Annotated in this window: 17 protein-coding genes and 1 other annotated feature; of the genes, 2 read left to right on the top strand and 15 right to left on the bottom strand. The window is 42.6% G+C overall.

Annotated elements, in window-relative coordinates; all coding sequences use genetic code 11:
• Positions 1–33 precede the first annotated feature (33 nt).
• The gene (locus tag DAHG_RS07660; protein WP_022937756.1) at positions 34–1,230 is read right to left on the bottom strand and encodes an FMN-binding protein; all 1,197 of its coding nucleotides are present in this window, start codon (positions 1,228–1,230) and stop codon (positions 34–36) included.
• A 477-nt stretch (positions 1,231–1,707) separates the two neighbouring features.
• On the opposite strand from DAHG_RS07660, the gene DAHG_RS07655 reads away from it, so the two are divergent.
• Positions 1,708–2,232, top strand: coding sequence for an AAA family ATPase (locus tag DAHG_RS07655; protein WP_022937755.1), 525 nt, complete (start codon positions 1,708–1,710; stop codon positions 2,230–2,232).
• Positions 2,233–2,573: 341 nt separating this feature from the next.
• Here DAHG_RS07655 and obgE read toward each other — a convergent pair whose 3' ends face one another.
• The 10 genes from obgE to DAHG_RS07605 form a co-directional block, all read right to left on the bottom strand.
• Positions 2,574–3,857, bottom strand: coding sequence for a GTPase ObgE (gene obgE / locus DAHG_RS07650; protein ID WP_022937754.1), 1,284 nt, complete (start codon positions 3,855–3,857; stop codon positions 2,574–2,576).
• Positions 3,858–3,908: 51 nt separating this feature from the next.
• Positions 3,909–4,193: a 50S ribosomal protein L27 gene (gene rpmA, locus DAHG_RS07645; protein WP_022937753.1), complete on the bottom strand. Its 285-nt coding sequence runs from the start codon at positions 4,191–4,193 to the stop codon at positions 3,909–3,911.
• Positions 4,190–4,513, bottom strand: a complete 324-nt coding sequence (locus tag DAHG_RS07640; RefSeq protein WP_022937752.1) for a ribosomal-processing cysteine protease Prp — start codon at positions 4,511–4,513, stop codon at positions 4,190–4,192. The genes rpmA and DAHG_RS07640 overlap by 4 nt, the downstream gene beginning before the upstream one ends.
• A gap of 2 nt (positions 4,514–4,515) precedes the next feature.
• On the bottom strand, positions 4,516–4,827 hold the full coding sequence (gene rplU, locus DAHG_RS07635) for a 50S ribosomal protein L21 (protein ID WP_022937751.1): 312 nt from the start codon (positions 4,825–4,827) through the stop codon (positions 4,516–4,518).
• A gap of 12 nt (positions 4,828–4,839) precedes the next feature.
• Positions 4,840–4,912 (bottom strand) — a sequence feature (ribosomal protein L21 leader region).
• A gap of 77 nt (positions 4,913–4,989) precedes the next feature.
• Positions 4,990–8,073 carry a DNA polymerase III subunit alpha gene (gene dnaE, locus DAHG_RS07630; protein WP_022937750.1) on the bottom strand — a complete coding sequence of 1,028 codons (3,084 nt, stop codon included), beginning with the start codon at positions 8,071–8,073 and terminating at the stop codon, positions 4,990–4,992.
• Positions 8,074–8,127: 54 nt separating this feature from the next.
• Entirely contained in the window at positions 8,128–9,066 is a 939-nt protein-coding gene (locus tag DAHG_RS07625) for a DHH family phosphoesterase (protein ID WP_022937749.1), read from the bottom strand.
• A gap of 1 nt (position 9,067) precedes the next feature.
• A complete protein-coding gene (locus DAHG_RS07620; protein ID WP_022937748.1) occupies positions 9,068–10,264 on the bottom strand; it encodes an acetate/propionate family kinase in 1,197 nt (398 codons plus the stop codon).
• 12 nt (positions 10,265–10,276) lie between these two features.
• On the bottom strand, positions 10,277–10,591 hold the full coding sequence (gene ylxM, locus DAHG_RS07615) for a YlxM family DNA-binding protein (RefSeq protein ID WP_022937747.1): 315 nt from the start codon (positions 10,589–10,591) through the stop codon (positions 10,277–10,279).
• Entirely contained in the window at positions 10,584–11,555 is a 972-nt protein-coding gene (gene ftsY, locus DAHG_RS07610) for a signal recognition particle-docking protein FtsY (protein ID WP_022937746.1), read from the bottom strand. The genes ylxM and ftsY overlap by 8 nt, the downstream gene beginning before the upstream one ends.
• Entirely contained in the window at positions 11,555–14,491 is a 2,937-nt protein-coding gene (locus DAHG_RS07605; RefSeq protein WP_022937745.1) for a chromosome segregation protein SMC, read from the bottom strand. The genes ftsY and DAHG_RS07605 overlap by 1 nt, the downstream gene beginning before the upstream one ends.
• A gap of 109 nt (positions 14,492–14,600) precedes the next feature.
• On the opposite strand from DAHG_RS07605, the gene trhA reads away from it, so the two are divergent.
• Positions 14,601–15,254 carry a PAQR family membrane homeostasis protein TrhA gene (gene trhA, locus DAHG_RS07600; protein WP_022937744.1) on the top strand — a complete coding sequence of 218 codons (654 nt, stop codon included), beginning with the start codon at positions 14,601–14,603 and terminating at the stop codon, positions 15,252–15,254.
• 44 nt (positions 15,255–15,298) lie between these two features.
• Here the strand turns inward: trhA and DAHG_RS07595 are convergent, their stop codons facing one another.
• The 4 genes from DAHG_RS07595 to DAHG_RS07580 form a co-directional block, all read right to left on the bottom strand.
• Positions 15,299–16,033 (bottom strand): hypothetical protein, encoded by a 735-nt coding sequence (locus DAHG_RS07595; protein WP_026880878.1) that lies wholly within the window; start codon positions 16,031–16,033, stop codon positions 15,299–15,301.
• Between the two features lie 61 nt (positions 16,034–16,094).
• Entirely contained in the window at positions 16,095–18,353 is a 2,259-nt protein-coding gene (locus tag DAHG_RS07590) for an ATP-binding cassette domain-containing protein (protein WP_026880877.1), read from the bottom strand.
• A gap of 190 nt (positions 18,354–18,543) precedes the next feature.
• Positions 18,544–19,275, bottom strand: a complete 732-nt coding sequence (locus DAHG_RS07585; protein WP_022937741.1) for a hypothetical protein — start codon at positions 19,273–19,275, stop codon at positions 18,544–18,546.
• A 133-nt stretch (positions 19,276–19,408) separates the two neighbouring features.
• Complete coding sequence (locus tag DAHG_RS07580) at positions 19,409–21,523, bottom strand: DNA topoisomerase (RefSeq protein ID WP_022937740.1); 2,115 nt, start codon at positions 21,521–21,523, stop codon at positions 19,409–19,411.
• Between the last annotated feature and the right edge of the window lie 9 nt (positions 21,524–21,532).

The raw sequence follows: 21,532 nt of genomic DNA, 5'->3' as shown, positions 1-21,532 counted from the left end.
AAAACTCCCCGCGTATGCGGAGAGTTCCTGTTTCTATAAACCTTTATAATATTCTACAGCCAATTCGACAGCTTTAATCATCGCATTGGAAGTAACCGTAGCGCCTGACACTGCATCTACCTTGCTTAAATCGTCTTGACCTGCGATTAAAGCATTGATGAAATCAGAATTTTCAGCCGTTAATACACCGCCGACATTTTCGGTTTCCTGAGCATCTCTGACATTGATTGCGGTAATTTTACCTTCCGCATCAAAAGTGACATGGGTTTCCATTTCACCGCCGTAGCCTTGAGTTACAACCTCAACCTTAGTATTACCGTCAGTCGTTGTATGAGTTACCACACCTTCAAATAATTCACCATGAATCGCAAGATAAACCATTCTCTGGAAATCACCGACAAAGGTAATTGTCGCTCCAGAAATGGTGTCTCTTTCTTCAATCGGCTCACTGGCCTGATTTGTTGTTTTAAACATTTCGTAGACATCTTCTAATGTCATTTTGTTTTCTAAAATATAAGCTTCAATGGCTGCCATCTGTTCGCCGTAGCTTCTGCCGCCATGATAGCCGGCAAATGAGATACGTTTAGATCCTTCCTGATAAGAACCATCAGCATATAAACCATGCATACTGAGAATATCTTTCACCAATGTCTCTTCATTCAGTTCGATGCCGCCATCCTTTGCAAGATAGCCATAGGCTAACAACGCTTTATCCATCGCTACAGATACTGCATTATCCGGTGAAGACAAGGCGTCATCCCTGAAATTCAGTTCCTTAAATGTTGTTGTGTCAGTCAGATTATCGCATGAAGCTGAAACCATGAACTGCGCAAGCGCACCTTCACCATAAGCAGGATCATAACCATAAGCGGTTAAAGTTGTCAGCTTATAGCCGTCTGCTGTCTTTTCTACAGCCGCATCAGAGATATTCATTAAATATCCCATAATATCTTTTTTCGAATACTCACCTTCGCTGCCTTTGTTGCGGATAATATCAAAATTCAATTCTGTGATGATGCCATCTTCAGTTTTACCTTCAAAAATGAATGTATCATTTTTAGGCTTGCCGCTGGATGTCGTACCCTTCATTTCATACTCTGCCGCGAATGTTTCCACAGCCGGCTCCTTGACCTCAATCTCTGGTTTAGGATCTTTGTTTTCTGTCGAACAAGCGCTTAGTCCTAGCACTAAGGCTGATACTGATAGAATACTGATTATTTTGTTTTTCATTGACTTTCCCTCCGTCAAATTAATTATTTCACATAAAGGTATTTAAATCAACAACTTTTAATTATATTTAATATTTATTTACTATTAATAATTATATATTATGATATTTCGCTATTTGAAATGAAATTTATTTACAATCTTGTTACAGCTAATTTGTACATTATAATTTATATCTTACACTCCATGATAGTAATAAAAAATAGATATTTTTCCAGCAGGTTAAGGCTTCCCAATAAGCTGGAAAGCGCATGGTTACTGGGTTTTAGCCAAATGTATAGTTTATATATTGGACGATTTGCAGCCCAAATGCCGCCCATATTTACTAAAGCGTTATAAAGGCTTGTAGAAACAAGTAACAGTTTTTAACTATGCCGCTCTAAATTTGACTTTTATGAGGTGTAGCTTTAGAATGTAAACAAATACACCTTTGGCTTATAAGGCGTATTCAGCAAATCGGAATTTAATGGAGAGAAATTTGTGGGAACAGGAATAATTGTATGTGGTCTAAACGGGACTGGAAAGAGTACGTTGGGAAAAGTCTTAGCAGAGAAATTAAATTTTCATTTTATTGATAACGAAAGCCTGTATTTTCCTATGGCGGATCATCATTATATTTATGCTTATCCACGCACCCGCGAAGAAGCTACAAAGCTCCTTTTCGATGAAATTAAAATATATGAAAATTTTGTTCTTGCTTCAGTAAAAGGGGATTACGGAGAATGGTTCTATCCCTATTTACAGTATGCCGTTTTGATTGATGTTCCGAAAGATGTTCGGTTACAACGCGTTAAAAACCGTTCTTTTCAGAAATTTGGTAATAGAATGCTGCCGGGTGGAGATTTATATGAGCAGGAAAACAACTTCTTTAATCTTGTTCAATTTAGAGATGAAAATGTTGTTGAAGAATGGCTGCAATCTTTAAACTGTCCTATTATACGAGTGGATGGAACAAAGTCCATAGGAGAAAACACAAAACATATTATTGAGCAAATAAGACTCTAAATTCCAGTTTGTCAGGCTGATTTAAGCACACATCATTTGGCGCACTATGCTATCTAGTTGTTTTCAATCGTGGGATTGGAATTCCCGCCGCGCATGAAAATAGCCCCGGCATGAGACGGGGCCAGTCTCACGCCGAGGCGGTCATGCGGAACGATAGAAGCTCATTTCCTTGGGTTCGGGATAAGCATGCAGGCCCCCAAGGTTTGGTCTCCGCAAGGCCCCATTTGTCCGCGCGCATCCCCTGATTTCATGCAGGTTTGCGGGACGCCCCGCAAAAACTTACATAGCCTTTTAAGTGTTTCTTTCGCTTTCAGGCAATAAAAAAGGATGATTGCTCACCCTTAATCGATAAAATTAAATTCTGTATCGCAGATAACTACAATATCGCCGTCTTGACAGCCAGCGTCACGCAGTGCCTGATCGACATTGAGTACACGCATCTTGCGGGCAAAACGCTGATCGGCTTCTTCAGAATTAAAACGTGTCGCATTAAATGCACGTTCAATTTCTTCGCCGGCAATCTGCCATTTGCCATTGCCGAGATTACGAATCTCAAACGGTTTTTCAGGTTCTTCAAATTTATAAAGCACCCCTTCGCTCTCTTGATCTTCAACCTCACTGTGCATTGGGAATTCCGGAGTCACGGCTAGTAAATCAGCAGCCCGATACAATACTGGATCCAAGCCTTCCGCAATAATCGTTGTGGTTTCAAATACCTCAACATCCGGATAGGCTTCTTTAAACCGGCGCAGATTATCTGCAGCAGCGTCTAAATCCATCTTGTTAGCAACCACAATCTGCGGTCTTTCCATCAGACGATATTCATAGGAAGCCAATTCATTATTAATGATGCGGTAATCCTCAACAGGATCACGGCCGTCATTGGCCCCCATATCAATGATATGAATAATTACCCGGCAGCGCTCAATATGTCTTAAGAACTGAATACCAAGCCCCTTGCCTTCACTGGCTCCTTCAATCAAGCCCGGTAAATCTGCCATAACAAAACTGCGGCCGTCAGCAACCTGAACTAAACCGAGATTGGGCGTGATGGTCGTAAAATGATAATCAGCGATTTCCGGCTTGGCTTTTGAAACAACGGAAAGCAGCGTTGATTTACCAACGGATGGGAAACCGACTAAGCCGACATCTGCCAATACCTTTAATTCTACCTGAATATCATATTCATCGCCAAAGGTACCCATTTCACTATATTCAGGTGCTGAATTAACACTTGATTTGAAATGGAAATTACCACGGCCGCCTTTACCGCCGGCAGCAATGACCGCCTGCTGATTCGGCCGGGTCAAATCGGCGAGAATACTGCCGTTTTCACGTTTTACCAACGTTCCCGGCGGCACCTTGATAATGGTATCCTTACCGTCAGCGCCATGCATTTTCTTTGGCTTGCCCTTGCCGCCGTCCTCAGCGACGATCTTGCGGTTATAACGAAGATCCAGCAATGTTGACTTTCCGGTATCTACCTGAAAGATAACACTGCCGCCCTTGCCGCCGTCACCGCCGCTTGGCCCGCCCAGCGGTACATACTTTTCACGGCGAAACGCAACGATACCATCGCCGCCCTTGCCAGCTTTTACTTTTAACTTTACGCGATCAACAAACATGTTCGCACCTCTTTTCTTGCTTCAAAAATAAAATCCCCTTTCGGGGACTTTTTATGCTTGTGGGTAAACAGAAACTTTCTTTTTGTCTTTACCAAGACGTTCGAACTTAACGATACCGTCGCATTTTGCGAACAATGTATCATCACCACCGCGACCAACATTAGTTCCCGGGTGAATCTTGGTTCCGCGTTGACGATAAATAATAGAACCGCCAGTGCAGAATTGACCATCAGCCAACTTAGCGCCTAAACGTTTTGATTGAGAGTCACGGCCGTTCTTAGTAGAACCTACTCCCTTTTTAGATGCGAATAATTGGATATCTAATACAAATTTCATGATGCCACCTCCATTTGCTGTATTTGAATGTATTTTTTATAAGTTTCCGTCATAGTCTGAAACTGAATCAGCATGACCTTTAAAATCAGCTGTGCCGTCTCATTATGACGATTTAATACGTGTATACTGATGAAGCCACTGTCCATTTGCAGTGAGCATTCACCTTCAGCCAGTTCCTCCAATGCGTTCAGAATACCTACACCGATTGAACTGACACCGGCACAGACCAAATCCTGCCCATGTTCAGCATAATCAGCATGTCCGCTTATCTCTACGGCCGCTATCTCATCCTGCACTGTATTCACTGTAACCGTAACCACAATTAAGCCTCGATTGCTTCGATTGTTAATTTAGTATAAGGTTGTCTGTGACCTTGTTTACGGTGTGAGCTTCCATCTTTACATTTGTATTTGTAAATCGTGATTTTCTTAGCCTTGCCTTGTTTTTCAACTTTAGCAGTAACTTTAGCACCCTTAACATAAGGAGCACCAACTTTAGTTGTTCTGTTTGAATAGCAAACAACTTTGTCAAAGACAACCTGCTCGCCTTCCTGAACATCTAATTTTTCAACAAAGATTGTTGAACCAACTTCACAAAGAACTTGTTTTCCACCTGTTTCGATAATTGCGTACATAATCGCACCTCCTTCTTTCATAAGACTCGCCAATAACAGGAGACTTGCGTACTTGTAACCCTGTATCATGCGGTTGTAAGCCAAAAGGACATACAACATAGTTATGTTACCATATAAAGGTAAATCCGTCAATTATTTTCCGTAAAATAATCTTAAAAACATCTATACAAGGCCCGGCGGTGTCACTTCCTGAAGCTGTTTCACCAAGCAGCTGTCCTCTCGGGTAATATCTCCCTGAATCAAAACCATCCTGCCTTTAATCAAATATTGAATATATTTTTGATAAACACGCGGCATCAGCACTAAATCATAGGTTGTCGTTTCATCCATCAAGGTCACAAAAGCCATTAAATCACCGGTTTTTGTTTTATGCTGGCGAACGCGCTCGATTTGACCAAACATTTCAGCCTTGCCCATCTTGCCTTTATAATCAATCAGAAGCGGGGCTTTGATATCAAGCTGAGAACGCAGCTCCGTAATCGGATGCTTGCTGAGATAGAAACCAAGCACTTCCCTTTCTGCTTCACATTTACGCTCATTTGTTTCTTTAATCATAATCGGTGCCGGTTTCGATACAAGATTGAAATTAATCGTAATCTGATTCTGATCCTCCACCTTTACAATTTCCGCATAACGAATAGCCTCTTCAAGTGATGCGCGCATGGAAGCCCGGTTCATGCCGAAATCATCTAATGCGCCGGCATCAATCAAACATTCGATGCACTTTCGTGAAACTTTGCATGTTGCCATACGGGCGACAAAATCATAGAAATCAGCATAACGGCCATTGATTGAACGGTCTTTCAGAATACTGTCACAGACTGCCACACCGATATTTTTGATACCTAAGAGCGGAAAGCGGATGGCCTGCTGCTCGATCAGATAATCAGCGTTAGATTCATTAACACTTGGCGGCAGAATCGTCAGCCGCCGTTTGCGGGCTTCAAAGATATATTCGCTGGTCTTGCTCTCACTGCCGATGACACTGTTTAAAAGGCTGGTAAAGAACTGCAAAGGCGCATTAGCCTTCAGATAGGCCATCTGATAAGCAAGCAGGCCATAGGCAATAGAATGCGATTTATTGAAGCCATAATTGGCAAATTTCAAAATCAAGGCATAAACCTTATGTACAACCTCTTCTTTATAGCCCTTAGCCAAGGCCCCCTGCGTAAACTCTTTTTCTAGCTGCTGAAGATCCTTCAGCTTTTTCTTACTCATCGCCTTACGCAGAATATCCGCTTTCGCAAGGGAGAAGCCAGCCATTTTCTGCGCGATCTGCATGATCTGCTCCTGATACAGAATTATGCCGTAGGTATCTTTAAGTATGGGAATTAAATCCTCATGATCATAGACAATCTGATCGTTGTGTGCCCGATTTTCTAAATAAAGCGATATATTTTCCATCGGACCTGGACGATATAAAGCAATGGTTGCGGCAATCTCTTCAAAGCTGCGGGGTTTCATCCTGCGAATCAGATTTTTCATTCCCTCTGACTCGAGCTGGAAGATACCGACCGTATCGGCTGCCTGTATACAAGCAAAGGTCTTTTCATCATCCAGCGGTATTTTCATAATATCCAGTTTTTCCGTCTGCTGGGCATTGATATTCTGCACGATTTCATCAATAATCGTTAAATTTCTAAGCCCCAAAAAGTCCATCTTAATAAGTCCCAGTTCTTCTAAATATTCCATTGTGAACTGCGTGGAATAGATCCCCTCTTCGGTTTCCATCAGCGGACAGACGTTCGTTATCGCGGTATCACATAAGACAATACCGGCAGCATGTGTTGAAGCATGACGCGGCAGTCCTTCCAGCTTTTTCGCGATCGCATAAAGATGTTCGAAATTTTTGGACGCGTGAATCATTTTCTTAAACCGCTGATCAGCCATGTTATAAGCATAATCAAGCGTTACCTTAGGAACATTGGGAATTGCCTTGCTTAACATATCGAGATCATGAACCGCGATTCCCAACACCTTGCCGACATCACGGATCACCTGTTTCGCTGCCAAGGTACCAAAGGTTACAATATGGGCCACATGATCCTGCGAATACTTATCACGGACATAGTCGATCACCTCATCACGGCGGTTGTCAGGAAAATCGGTATCGATATCCGGCATACTGATACGATCCGGATTCAGAAAACGTTCAAACAGCAGGTGATATTTTAAAGGATCGACATGAGTAATACCCAAACAATAGGCCACCAAAGAACCCGGCGCGCTGCCGCGTCCCGGCCCTACATAAATATTTTGTGAACGGGCAAAACGAATGAAGTCATAAACAATCAAAAAGTAATCGGCAAACTGCATTTTCAAAATAACATCAAGTTCATATTTCAAGCGGTTATAATAATTATCCGGAATCGTTTGATAACCAAAACGTTTCTTTAATCCCTGCATACAAAGCTGACGCAGATATTCCTCGCTGCTGACATGAAATTTATTCTCATAAACCGGCAGGGATGCCTTTGGGAAAGCCATTCTCACATCACAGGACGCAGCAATCGCATCGGTAGCCGCTAAATCATCAGCATCATAAAGCTGTGCCATCTCCTCCTGAGTTCTAAAATAGCGCAGGGAGGATACATTTAATGTCTTATCATGCAATGAAACACCCTGATCGATAGCACATAGTACGCGATAGCTTTCCTCATCCTCACGATCCGCATAATAGATTCTTGATAAAGCTGTTGTTTTAACACTGTTATTCAGACAAATCTCTTTCAGATACGCATTTTTGATACTGAACAGACCGGAATCATTCATCGCGATTGACACATAAAAATCTCGGAAATGCTGATTAAACTCGGTTATGATTTCTTCCAGACGCACCTTATCTTCATTAATCAAATACTGTTCAAAAACTGAATGCTCTCCGGCAGTCAGCACAACACAGTCCTTTGTATAATCAATCAGATCATCAAAGGCAATGATCTTGCTTTTTGTGTTCAAATAGGTAGATAAAGCCATCAGCGAACGATAACCATCGTCATTTTTCGCCAGCAGCAGCAAAGGGATGATCTGATCATGCAGATTGACATCACATTCAAGGCCGAGAATCGGCTTAATCTGCTGACGCATACATTCATGATAAAAAGCCATGGCGCCATGCATTACATTCTTGTCCGTCAGCGCTACCGCATGATATCCATAGGCTTTAGCCTTTGCGACGATCTCTTTGATCCGCAGCGGACTTTTCAGCAAGGTGTAACAGCTTCTTGTATGTAAATGCACACTCATGAAAACATCCCCTTTCTTTTCTTCTATTATAACATAAAAGCAGGCATCGCCTGCTTATTCTGCAATTCGTTTCATTAAGCGTGACAGCAGCTCATCAATATCCAAGCGCGTGAGCTTCTTAACACCGCTGGCCAGCTTATGGCCGCCGCCGTGATATTCATTTGCGATATCATTGATGGTTTTGCGATAAGAACGCAGCGAACCATTATATAGATGGCCTTCCTCATTAGGATTGCGGGTAAATAACGCCCATACTTCAATCCCGCTGATGCCGGCAAACGCATTCACTTTATCCTTAGCCTCTATAAAGCTGAGACCAAAACGCTCATATTCTTCCTGTTCAATGATTTTATAGATCAGCTGATCATCAATGATTGTGCATGTATTCTTCAGATAGGCTTCAAATCTGAATGATTTCAGATCAGTTGCAAACATCTGATGATTCAAAGCCGAAATATCGACACCCTGAGCACTGAGCCAGGCAGCGCAGGCCATCGTCTGCGCGCTGACACTCGGTATGGAGAACTTCTGTGAATCGGTCAGCAAGCCGCAGTACAGATAGCTCGCCGCCGCTTTGGAGCATGTATCCTTCACACCCATCAGCAGTTTCGTCAATACTTCACAGGTTGAGCAGGCTTGCTCTTCCACAAGATTGAGATCCCCGTAGCTTTCAACCACCGGATGATGATCAATTTTAATTACCGTATCACATAGCTTATAACGCTGATCATCGATGCGGTCGACATTGGCTGTATCAAGAATGATCGCACAGGCACCCTTCAGCGCTTCATCACTGATCGTATCACTGATAGGAAAAGCTGAATCAGCATTTTCATTATCCCCTAAAGCAACTATGCGCTTATCAGGATAAGCTTCTTCAAGCCATAGCTTAAGGCCGAATTGAGAACCCAGCGCGTCGCCGTCAGGAAATACATGACGGAAAAGCGCTAGAGTATCATATTGTTCAATGATTTCAAAGAAATCCTTAGCCATCTTAGAAACCTAACAGGCTGTAAGTATCTCTGGCAATAACCAATTCTTCATTAGTTGGTACTACCCAAACCTGTACCTTAGAATCATCGGCAGAAACACAGACTTCCTTACCGCGGGTTTTATCATTTAATTCATAATTCATTTTCAGATCCATTGCTTTTTCAAGCTTTTCACAGATCTGATGACGCAGGTTGCAGTCATTTTCACCAAGACCCGCTGTAAATACGATTGCATCACAGCCGCCTAACTGGAAGTAATAACCACCGATAACATTAATCGCGCGGTTAACATAAAGCTGCTGAGTTAAAATAGCGCGTTCATTGCCTTCCGCAACTGCGTTTTCAATATCACGGGCATCGCTGGAAATGCCTGAAATACCTAACATACCTGATTTCTTATTCAATGCTGTATCCATTTCATCTGGTGTCATGCCAGTCTTTTTCATTACGAAAGGTACGATAGCCGGGTCAATATCACCGCAGCGAGTACCCATCATGATACCGCCAAGCGGCGTTAAGCCCATTGATGTATTGATACATTTACCGCCGTCAACAGCCGTAATTGAAGCACCGTTGCCTAAATGACAAGTGATGATTTTAAGATCCTTAACATCTTTGCCCATCAATTCAGCGCAGCGCTGAGAAACATATTGATGACTTGTACCGTGAGCACCATAGCGGCGAACCTTGTAGTTTTCATACCATTCCATCGGTACTGGGAATAAATAGCTTTCCGGTGTCATTGTCTGATGGAAGGCAGTATCAAAAACAAAAACGTGGCCAATCTGCGGCAAAGCTTCTTTAAATGCGCGATAACCAATCAAATGAGCCGGATTATGCAACGGCGCTAAATCAGAAAGTTCTTCTACCTTATTCACTACATCCTCATCCACAACCGCGCTTGAATCAAAATAGCTGCCGCCTTGTACGATACGATGACCCGCACCCTTAATTTCTTCAAGATTTTCAACGATCTTATGTTCTACAAGTGCTTTAAGCAGTAAATCTACCGCTACCTTATGATCCTTAATCGGCAGATTCTGTGTATGTTTTTCACCATTATATTTGATTGTGAAAATCCCCTCTTCAAGGCCGATACGCTCAGCGATACCAGAAGTCAGCACTTCTTCTGACGGCATTTCAAAAAGCTGGAATTTTAAGCTTGAACTGCCCGCATTTACTGAAATAATTTTTGTCATAATTTACCTCCGTTACTCATTTTCTTCTAATAACATGACATATTGATTAATTTCTTTATTACCAAACGATTTTATTTTATCATAAATTTCTGATCGTGCATGAAATTTTTGCACAAGCTGTAACTTTTCTTCATATTCTTCCATGATTTTCTCACTGCGTCTCAGTGTATCAAGAATAGCACTGCGTGAAACATCGAAATTTTCACTGATTTCTGCTAATGAAAAATCCTCACGATAATACTGAGTACAGATTTCTTTTTGCTTTTCAGTCAGCAAATCCTCATACCAATCAAGATATTCATTCATTTTCTCAGTCTTATTATTCATTACCAGCCAATCCTTCACACAGACTATATAAATAAGCATCTAAGTCAAATGGCCGCAAATCATCTAATTTTTCACCCAAACCGATATATTTTACCGGCAGGCCTAAACGATCACGAATCGCGATGACGATGCCGCCCTTAGCCGTACCATCTAATTTCGTCAAAATAATGCCTGTCACATTGCATGCTTCAGTAAATAGCTCAGCCTGTGAGATCCCATTTTGACCAGTAGTCGCATCCAATACCAGCCATACCTCATGAGGGGCGCCCGGGATTTCCCGTTCAACAACACGGTGCATTTTGGAAAGCTCATTCATCAGATTAGTCTTATTCTGCAGACGGCCGGCGGTATCACCGATCAGCACATCAATCTTATTTTCAACCGCATAACGGCAGCCATCGACTAATGCCGCACTTGGATCGCCGTTTTCGCGTCCTTTAATGCAGTGGATATTTAAACGCTCAGCCCAAACCGCCAGCTGATCAATCGCACCGGCACGGAAAGTATCTGCCGCCGCAACGGCCACTGTTTTGCCCTGATCCAGAAACAGCTTTGAAAGCTTGGCGGTGGTCGTCGTCTTGCCGCTGCCGTTAACGCCAACCATCAGAATTACTGTCGGTCCCTGATCATTAAACTCAAATTCACGGTCTTCCTTGGCATTATACATTTTTGCCATTTCTTCAATCAGGCATTCAACGATCTCATCAAAATTTTTCAGTTTGCGGTCCATTGCCGTATTCTCAACCGCATCGACAATTTTCTGAGCGGTGTGAATCCCGATGTCCGCTTCCAAGAGAATCACCATCAGCTCCTCAAGAAATTCTTCATTTACGCCGGTGAAATTCAAGGATAAACGGCGGATTTTTTCCGAAAAAGACTTTCTTGATTTATCCAGGCCGCTTAAATAGCGGTCACTGTCCTGTTTGCCTGAAAATGCCTGTTTTAATTTAGAAAAGATACCCATTAGGCATTCACCTCTTTCTTATCTACATATTGCATAGCTTCCTGCAGCTGCACCTTAAGCAGTGAGCTGACACCATTTTGTTTCATTGTCACGCCATAGAGCGCGTCACACTGCGCCATCGTACCCGGCCGGTGAGTCACAACGATAAACTGACTGCCGCCGCGGAAATGGGAGATATACTTAGCAAATCGCTCAACATTAGCCTGATCCAGCGCTGCCTCAACCTCATCGAAAATACAAAGCGGCATTGTTCTTGCCTTTAATATAGCAAAAAGAACACAAATGGCGATCAAGCTCTTTTCACCACCGGAGAACAGCTTGATGTTTTGAACATTCTTGCCCGGCGGCTGAACATCAATATCAATACCCGTATTCAGGATATCATTGGGATCGACAAGCACCAGTGAGGCACGGCCGCCGCCAAACAGCGTTCTGAATACATCGTTTAACTCCGCGTTGATCTTATCAAACATTTCCTTGAACTGCTTGATCATCACCTGATCCATTTCATCAATAGCTTCAAGAATCTTGTCCTTGGCAGCAAGCAGATCACCCTTTTGCTTCGTCAGGAATTCAAAACGGCCGCTGACTTCTTCATACTGAGCCGGCGCTTCCAGATTGACATTGCCTAATGCGCTGATTTCCTGACGCAGCACCTGTACGCGTTTTCTGGCTTCCGCAATATCGGTATCCATTTTTTGCGTCTGGGCATATTCAAACGTCATTTCATAATCACTGCTTAAACGGTTTAAAGCGTTCTGAAGCATTGTTTCTGCCTTAACCCGGCTTAATTCATATTCACGCTCATCAGCAAGCAGCGCATTGCATTCACGGCGCAAATTGCGGATTGAAACATCATTGCGTTCCACTTCCGCGCCAGCCTTCGCGCGGCGTTCGCGTTTAATTTTTAACTGTGAGGTAATCGCGTCACGTTTAGAATACGCGCCGCTTAACTGGGCAACTAAAGTATCCTCGCTCACCGCTTCATCATCATTCAGCTCACCCGGCTTTAATTCCTCATACTCAGCCTTCAGACGATCCATCTTCGCTTTCTTCGCATCCACGACCGGCTGCAGCTGTGCAATATCAATTTTCAGCTGTACCAACGATGCCTGCAAGGCTTCACCTCTTGAAGCCAGTGATGAACAATCATCTCTCAGCTTATCCGTCTTGACCTGCTGATTCGCAATTTTTTCATGAATCTGATCCAATTCCTTCTGCAGTGACATCGGTGAATAGGAATCTCTTACCTTACCGCCGCTCATACTGCCGCCCTTATGGACCACATCGCCGTCTAACGTTACGATTTTATAATTAAAGTGGAGGGTACGGGCAAGCTCATTCGCATTGATCAGATTATCACAGACCAATACATTGCCCATCAGTGAGTCACGAACAACCTCAAATGCCGTATCACAGTCTACAAATTCATTGGCAGTGCCAAGGTAGCCGACACTGTTTTTAGCAATGATCTCATGCTCCTTGAAGATACCGCGTTTTTTCAATACGGTAATCGGCAAAAAGGTCGCCCTGCCTGACGCATTCTTTTTCAGATAAGTAATGGCGTGACGGGCACTGATTTCATCCTCAGTGACAATATAATACAAAGCACCGCCAATCGCATTGCTGACAGCATTTTCATAATTGTCATGCGGTTTTAATATCTGTGAAACAACACCTAAAACACCATTTAAAGAATCCTTTACCTCTAAGATTGCCTTTACACCCTGCTGATGATTAAACGGCTGCTTCACCAGATTCTCAAGTACCGAGCGGCGGTTTAACAGACTGTTCAGATAAGCGTTCTGTTCATTCAGCATCACATTGCATTGAGCCGCATCATTGCTTAGCTTATCCGCCTTCTCCTGATTCAGCTTTAAATCAACATTTAATTCATTTAAACGTGAGCTGCGGTCATTATACTCATACTGTGCTTCATCAATCATCGCTTTTAATTCTTTAGCTCTGATTTCGGCATTAGCCGAAGCCATGGCATATTTGCGCTTTTCATCAATTTCTGTTTTACGGGCATCCAATGACTGAATTTCACCCATAATTTTCATAAATTCATCCTGAAGCTGATTCACCTCACGGTCAAGCTGTGACATTTCCTGCTTCAGCTCAAGATTCTTGCTTTCACTGACCGCAATCGTCGTTTCATGCAGCGCTTTTTTGCTCTGCAAATCAAACGCTTTTTTCTTTCCCTCTTCAATCTGTTCATTCAGATGCTCAATCTCATCGACAAGTACGCTGATTTCAATGGCTTCCAATTCCTGCTTCTTTTCCAAATAAGTCTCAGCTTTTTTCGCCTGCCGCTTTAATGGGGTCACCTGACGTTCAAGCTCCATGATAATATCTTCCAAGCGATCAAGATTCTCCTGAGTGCGGCTCAGTTTTCCCAATGACTCGATTTTACGTTTTTTATACTTTGCTACACCGGCCGCTTCTTCAAATAGACCGCGGCGATCTTCCGGTTTTGATTCCGCAAAGCTGGAAATGGTGCCTTGCGAGATAATAGACAAGGAGTCACGGCCCAAGCCGGTATCCATGATCAGATTTTGAATATCCTTTAGCCGGCACGGTGTGCGGTTCAGAAAGTATTCCCCTTCACCGGTTGAACGATGCAGCCGTCTTGTGATTTCTACCTCTTCATAATCAACATGCAGAAAATGCTGTGTATTATCAAATACCAAGGTAACCTCAGCCATATTTACAGCCTTGCGGGTATCTGAACCCGAAAAGATCACATCGCTCATTGAAGTTCCGCGCAGACTTTTTACGGACTGTTCACCCAACACCCAGCGAATCGCGTCGTTGATATTGCTTTTACCGCAGCCATTAGGTCCTACAATACCGATTACATCAGAATCAAAGGTGATGATTGTTTTATCGGCAAAGGATTTAAAACCCTGCAGTTCTATACGTTTAAGGAACATGATTTCCTCCTTTACAAGCTAACTTATGCCATACCATTATAGCATAACAAAGACAAGAATTGAATTAAATTCTAAAGCGTGCTACACTAAGTGCCTAGAGGTGATAACCATGTCTTTGAATTCAATGAAAAACATGACAAGGCTCAGTTTCAGCGAAGAAGTCGGCAATACGCTCACCCATGGCATCATGGCGCTGCTGTTTCTGTTTGCCCTGCCCTATGCCGCAATCTTAGGTTATATTAAAGGCGGCGCAATGCAGGCATTTGGAGTATCCGTCTTTGTCATATCCATCTTTTTAATGTTTCTGATCTCTGCGCTTTATCATTCAACACCCTTTGAATCTACGAATAAGCTAGTCTTCAGAATCCTTGATCACAGCTGTATTTATATCGCGATAGCAGGCTCCTATACACCGATTGCGATAACCATGATACAAGGCTGGCAGAGTGTGCTGATTTTGATCATTGAATGGTCAATCGTTATTGGCGGCATCCTTTACAAAATATTCGGCAAGCGTGAATTCAGCAAGCTCTCATTAGCTATTTATCTGATAATGGGCTGGATTGCCGTTTTCTTCCTGCCGACGATTATTGCGAAAGCAGCTTGGCAGTTTATCTTCTTTATAGTCCTAGGCGGTGTCTTTTATTCAATCGGTGTCTATTTTTATTCTCATCAAAAAAAGAAATATTATCATGTGATTTGGCATCTATTTATTAATTTAGCATCGATTGTACACTTCATTGCCATTGTTTATTATCTGTAACAAGAAAAAGACGCGGTTTTCTGAATCATCAGAAGCTGCGTCTTTTATATTGGTAAATGTGTGATAATCCATGCCCCTAAAACAAGACTGGCCGCGTTGGCAATAAGACATGTGAAAAAATTTCTGATTTTTTTGTGTTCATCAATAAATGCCGTATAAGGAATTAGTTCAAATAACACGACAAGCATTTCTAAAACAAAATAAATAATAATTGCGTATGAATTCGCAATAGATTTACTTAACATGATATTCACGAACCCTTGTGTGAGTAAGTTGGTAATCAAAAAGATCTGCCAGCTCTTTTTCTGCCGGTAGCCAAACAGGAAGAAGACAATCCCCTCAATGACTAAAGTCAAGCTTACCCGCATGCTGACTAAGAGCGGCGCGCGGTATGGTGAAATCCCCATTTCAACCGTTTGTGTTTTAAGATTCAATTGAAGCAGGTTGTTGTAGGTCTCAAACGCTGCCGCAGGCAAGTCACAGCTGAAATTTATATTTGCGCTGCTTACAATCAGCTTGGCCTTGGTGAAGTCAACGTCATACCGTGCCTCAGATAAATGATAGTAATAGCGATAATACGTCTCCCAAGCTTTTCTCTCTACTCTCAGCTCAATGATTTCCTGCTCATCAAATTGAATTGCCAGCCGCATGTCTTCAGGCGCGTTCTCAACAACGATAAGCAAGCCCGGCGGCTCCGCGGAATTGGCCTGAATCGGCAATGCATTCAAAAGCGGAAAGATCAAAATCAACACTGCCATGAATAACTTGTATTTTCTCACTTTCGATCCCCTCTTTCATTGATATGATTTCTATATATATATATCATAGCATTAATAACTATTAAATGTTTACAGAATCAAGACCGCAGGACAAACGCAGACATTGTGCTGTCAGCGTAGAAGCCTTTTGAATCATCATCAGCGGCGTACCGGTGAAAACTACCTCACCGCCGTTTTTACCGCCATCCGGCCCGATATCGATCAGCCAGTCTGCCTGTTTCATCACATCAAGATTATGTTCAATAACAATCAGCGTATTGCCGCGTGCCACAATGGTATCAAACAGCTTTAATAATTTTTCTATATCAGAAAGATGCAGGCCGGTGGTTGGTTCATCCATAATAATGATACTGCCCTTCTTACTTAGATTTTTAGCCAGCTTCAGCCGCTGCCGTTCACCGCCGGAAAGTGTGCTGAGCGGTTGTCCAAGGCTGAGATAGTCCAGCCCCACCTGCTGAAGCTGTTTCAGATGCCGGCTTATTTTCGAATCTGTAAATACAGCCATTGCTTCAAGTACCGTAAGATTCAATAATTCAACAATATTCATCCCTTTATATGTACAGGCCAGTGCTTTTTGATTATATCTTTTCCCTTCACAGGCTTCACATTCAGTCACGATGGGGTCCATGAACGCAAGTTCAGTCACAAGTACGCCCTTACCCCCGCATACCGGACAGGCACCTGCTGAATTAAAGCTGAACAGACTCTCCGGCTGATTATTTTCTTTCGCCAGCAATTTGCGGATTTCATCAAAAAAGCCAAGATAAGAAGCCGGTGTAGAACGATTTGTCGCCATAATCGGCCCCTGATCAATCAATACGCATCGATCAGCATATTGTTTGGCAAATACTTGTGAAATCAGGGTACTTTTACCAGAACCGGCAACCCCGCTGATCACACTCATGACACCCAGCGGTATATCAGCATCCACATGCTTTAAGTTATGCAGACAGGCATCGCGGATCGGCAGACTGCCCTTAGGCTGGCGCGTTTTCATCTTGATCGGCAGTATCTGACGCATTGCTTGCCCAGTCAGTGTATCAGCATTCAGCAGTTCTTGATACGTGCCTTCAAACATGATTTCACCGCCTTGTGTGCCGGCTTTTGGACCGACATCAATCACATGATCCGCAATGGCGATTACATCCTTGTCATGCTCGACAACCAACACGGTATTCCCCTTATCCCTTAACTGTTTTAATAGCTTATTCATGCGATAAACATCACGCGGATGCATACCGGTACTCGGTTCATCAAAAATATAAGTCATGCCGCTGAGGCTGCTGCCCATATACCGCACCAGCTTTAAGCGCTGCGCCTCACCGCCGGACAGGGTTGATGTCTCACGGTTTAAGTGAAGATAAGGCAGTCCGATGTCAATCAGCCGATCCAAGCCTTCAATCAGCGACTGTACAAGCAAGTCCACCCTTTGATCCTTGATCTGCGTCAAAACGATCTTTAGCTGCGTAAGCTCCATTTCACATAAATCGGCAATTGAATAGCCATTGATTTTACAATTCAGCGCCGCCGCATTTAACCGCTTGCCATGGCAGTCATCACATTCCTTTTCCACGATCAGCTGCCGAGATTTTTCCTGTGAGTGACGGCTTTTAACGCTGATATCCCGATTTAATAATGTCTTCGTATATTTATTAACTAAACCGCTGACTTTGGGATGAACCATTTCCCCATCATCACTTCTTGTACCATAAAGAAGCAGATGATATTCCTCTGCCGTATACGCTTTGATCGGCTTATCCAAATCAAACAATCCTGATTCAGCGTACTGCCGCCAATACCATGTACCGGGTGCATACAAAGAGTCATTCACACAGCCTTCCCGCCAAGATTTATTCACATCAATGATAGCCTCAATATCAACCTTCGTCACTTTGCCAAGTCCGGCACATGTCTTGCACATGCCGTTTGGATCATTAAAGGAAAAATAAGAAGCACTGCCGGCATAGGGTGTGCCGATTCTTGAAAACAAAAGCCTTAAACTGGCATATAAGGAACTGATGGTACCGACTGTTGAGCGGGCATTGCTGCCTAACGGTGACTGATCGACAACAATTGAAGCGGTCAGATTCTCAATTTTCTCAACACTGGGTTTTGGATACTTAGGCAGTCTGGATCGGATATAAGCAGGATAAGATGCATTCATCTGCCGCTGTGCTTCAGCCGCTATCGTATCAAAAACAATACTGGACTTACCTGAGCCTGATACACCGGTAAATACCGTTATTTTTTCTTTGGGTATGCTTAATGAAACATGCTTTAAATTATTCTGGGTAAGCCCAACTATTGTGATATCCCTCATTTTAACCTCTTTCCATTCAAGTTTATTATCATGAATTAGATTCTTTTGATTATACAGCATGAATCATAAAATTACCTCTCATTTTATGACTTGTTTGAATAGCTTATTTTTATAACCCAAAGCCTGTAATTTATGAATATAAAACAGCATACCTAATCGCTTATGATTAAGATATGCTGTTTATTTAAAGCTATATTGGCAGAAACATTAGAATTAAGGCACCAAAAACCAGACTCATCAGATTAGCACTTACAACATAACCAAAGGTTCGCCGTCTTCGATGTTCATTGATAATTATCATAAACGGAATCATCTCAAGCACTAGAACGAGAAATTCCAACATTTGATAAGTTATGATGATATGATCATTAATCATGGAAGTGCTCAGCGACACATTCACAAAGCCTTGGGTCAGCAAGTTAACGATGAAAAAGGTAATCCAGCTTTTTAGCTTTCGATAGCCGAAAAGGTAAAAGACGATGCCTTCAATAACCAGTGTCAAGCTTACCCGCAAAATAACTAGCAAGGCTGTCCTCAGCTTGGACTTTCCCTCTTGAATTGTCTGCGTCTTTAAATCAAGTGTGACTAGATTGTTGTAGCGATGAAAGACTGTGTCCGGCAGATTGCAGCTAAAATTAAATTCAGCACTGCTGACGATCAGCTTGGCATGACTAAAATCGATGTCCGTTAAATCATTGCCAACCTTATGATAATAAAATTGATAATAGCCTTCCCATGCTTTTCGTTCTGAAACAAGTTCTGCCTCAGCATCATCAAATTGAAGGGATAAGGTTAAATCATCAGGCGGGTTATTCACAATGATAACTAAACCGGGCGGTTCAGCTGAATTTGCCTGAATTGAAAGCGGCAGAAAGAAGGCAAAAAGCAATAGGAATAATGTACAAAACGATGTTTTCTTCATTACTGACACCTCACTTATTATCAATCAGCCACGGTTTAGAAATTATGATAAGCTTATTCATCTATATTAATCATACTAAACATTCGGTATAATATCAAATAAATCGAAGTACAGGAAGCATCATGAAAATTCACTAGGCTGCAGTTTCTTTCTTCTTTGGCAGTTCACGCAGTTCAAACACCGGTTTACCGTTTCGGATATGCATGATCAGCAGTTTAATCTCATCATTGGCTAATCTTACCTGACACCAATGATCCTTAATCAGCTTTTTAGCCATTAAAGCGGTAGGCACTTTGTTGATTGAGGTCAGAAAGAAATCATTTTTCCAGATTGCGAATTTACAGCCGTTGCGATAATTGGTACAGCCAAAGCTTTTAGGATATTCCACGATTTTATGACCGCAGATTGGGCATACGCCTAAGCTTTCCCGGCTGTCCATATAAATCGTCTTCTCTAAATTAGGCATAAAGGCATCTACTACCGTCTTCACTAAATCAGCGACATCCGCCTTGCCCTCTTTAATATCCTCCTGAATCACCCACCAGCGAGCCGTACAATCCGCTTTCTTTATTTCATCAGGCAGAATCTGGTAAAAATCGCGTCCCAGCTGCGTGGATAAAATCTGTTTTCCCTTCATTTCCACATAACCGCGCTTGATTAATGTTTCAACGATCGTCGAACGGGTAGCACTGGTGCCAATCGATCCATTTTCACCCTTTTTATCTTTATCCTTGGCTTTTAATATCTTCTTAACCTCTGGATCTTCAACATATTTTGCAATGCTTGTCATATCGCGGATCAATGAGGCCTGAGTATAATGCTTCGGCGGATTTGTCGCCTTTTCACTAATCACACTGTTAAGCACACGCCCGTCATATTTTCCCGGTTTAAACTCCAGTTCATCACTTTCTTCACCGTCATCATTTTCCTTGATTTCCTGAAAATACTGACGATATCCCTGATCTAAAATCTTCGTCAGCACTAACCGCAGCTCACCGCCGTCCACCGGCGCGCTTAAAGTAGTCTGCAGCTTTTGAATCGGCGGCAGAAACTGCATAAAATACATATTACAGATTTCAGTATAAACATTCATTTCCTCTTCACTCAAGGCTTTGATATTAAAATTGGACATCGTTGGAATGATGGCATGATGGGCCGTAACAAATTGATCATTAAAACACTCCGAATGCAGAGTATAATCAAGCAGCAGCGCCAATCCCAATTTATTCATAACAAATGGCAGCAATTTGCCGGCTTCTTGATAATGCTCCTCTTTCAGATATTGGGAATCTGAACGATTGTAGGTAATTGCCTGATAACGGTCACGAAGTGTCTGCGTAATACGGTCAGTGCGGCTTAGATCATAGCCATACTTGACATTCATTGCCGCCTGCAGCTTAGCCAGATTATAAGGCAGCGGCGGCCGCTGACTGTTTTCCTTTTGTTCAACCTTTACTTTTAGAAGCTGATCCGTTAATTTTTCCTTCAGTTCATCCAGAATACTGCGGTCAAGGATATTCTTTTCATCATTCAAAATCGCTTTGCTTGGCTTATACTTCATTTTGACCTGTTTATTATCAACTTCCACATCAACATCTAACTCATAATATACTTGCTTCTGATGAGTTTCTATCTGTAAATCACGGGCCACGATTAAGCCGAGGGTAGGACTTTGAACCCGTCCGACACTCATCGCTTTTTTACGCAGTGATACGGAGAACAGTCTTGTATAATTGATACCCACGACATAATCAGCAACAGCTCTGGCATAGGCGCTGCGGCCAGCCAACCGGCAGCTTTCATCATTGTCCTTCATTTCTTTAATTGAACGGCGAATCAGCTCCGGTGTATTGTCATTGATATAAAGCCTTTTGACCGGCTTGTCACAATGATGATAATCAAGAATCTCATCAATCAGATACTGTCCCTCATCATCAGGGTCACCGGCATGGATAATTTGATCCGCATTGCTGATCAGTGTGCCGATTTGGGCTACACGGTTTGCCTTATCGCCATCTGGTACCTGCTGCCATTCATCAAAAACAATCGGCAGATCTTCCTTTTTCCATTGCTTATATTTAGGATCATATTCTTCCGGCTCTTTTAATCGCAAAAGGTGACCATAAGCCCAGGTAATTGTTAAATCACCCTTTTGGATCACTCCCTGACGTTCGCGTTCAGTTGCGTTTACCGCGGCCGCAATGGCTCTGCCAAGCTCTGGCTTTTCTGCTAAAATCAGTGTTTTCAAAAGCAGCCC

The organism is Dielma fastidiosa (assembly GCF_000313565.1).
In the GTDB taxonomy this organism is placed as follows: Bacteria; Bacillota_I; Bacilli_A; order Erysipelotrichales; family Erysipelotrichaceae; genus Dielma; species Dielma fastidiosa.
This window is presented reverse-complemented; position numbering and strand designations above follow the sequence as displayed.

Excerpts from the sequence above, each read along its gene's own strand:
- DAHG_RS07660 (WP_022937756.1), bottom strand. The coding sequence starts at position 1,230 with ATGAAAAACAAAATAATCAGTATTCTATCAGTATCAGCCTTAGTGCTA.
- obgE (WP_022937754.1), bottom strand. The coding sequence starts at position 3,857 with ATGTTTGTTGATCGCGTAAAGTTAAAAGTAAAAGCTGGCAAGGGCGGC.
- rpmA (WP_022937753.1), bottom strand. The coding sequence starts at position 4,193 with ATGAAATTTGTATTAGATATCCAATTATTCGCATCTAAAAAGGGAGTA.
- rplU (WP_022937751.1), bottom strand. The coding sequence starts at position 4,827 with ATGTACGCAATTATCGAAACAGGTGGAAAACAAGTTCTTTGTGAAGTT.
- dnaE (WP_022937750.1), bottom strand. The coding sequence starts at position 8,073 with ATGAGTGTGCATTTACATACAAGAAGCTGTTACACCTTGCTGAAAAGT.
- DAHG_RS07625 (WP_022937749.1), bottom strand. The coding sequence starts at position 9,066 with ATGGCTAAGGATTTCTTTGAAATCATTGAACAATATGATACTCTAGCG.
- DAHG_RS07620 (WP_022937748.1), bottom strand. The coding sequence starts at position 10,264 with ATGACAAAAATTATTTCAGTAAATGCGGGCAGTTCAAGCTTAAAATTC.
- ylxM (WP_022937747.1), bottom strand. The coding sequence starts at position 10,591 with ATGAATAATAAGACTGAGAAAATGAATGAATATCTTGATTGGTATGAG.
- ftsY (WP_022937746.1), bottom strand. The coding sequence starts at position 11,555 with ATGGGTATCTTTTCTAAATTAAAACAGGCATTTTCAGGCAAACAGGAC.
- DAHG_RS07605 (WP_022937745.1), bottom strand. The coding sequence starts at position 14,491 with ATGTTCCTTAAACGTATAGAACTGCAGGGTTTTAAATCCTTTGCCGAT.
- trhA (WP_022937744.1), top strand. The coding sequence starts at position 14,601 with ATGTCTTTGAATTCAATGAAAAACATGACAAGGCTCAGTTTCAGCGAA.
- DAHG_RS07590 (WP_026880877.1), bottom strand. The coding sequence starts at position 18,353 with ATGAGGGATATCACAATAGTTGGGCTTACCCAGAATAATTTAAAGCAT.
- DAHG_RS07585 (WP_022937741.1), bottom strand. The coding sequence starts at position 19,275 with ATGAAGAAAACATCGTTTTGTACATTATTCCTATTGCTTTTTGCCTTC.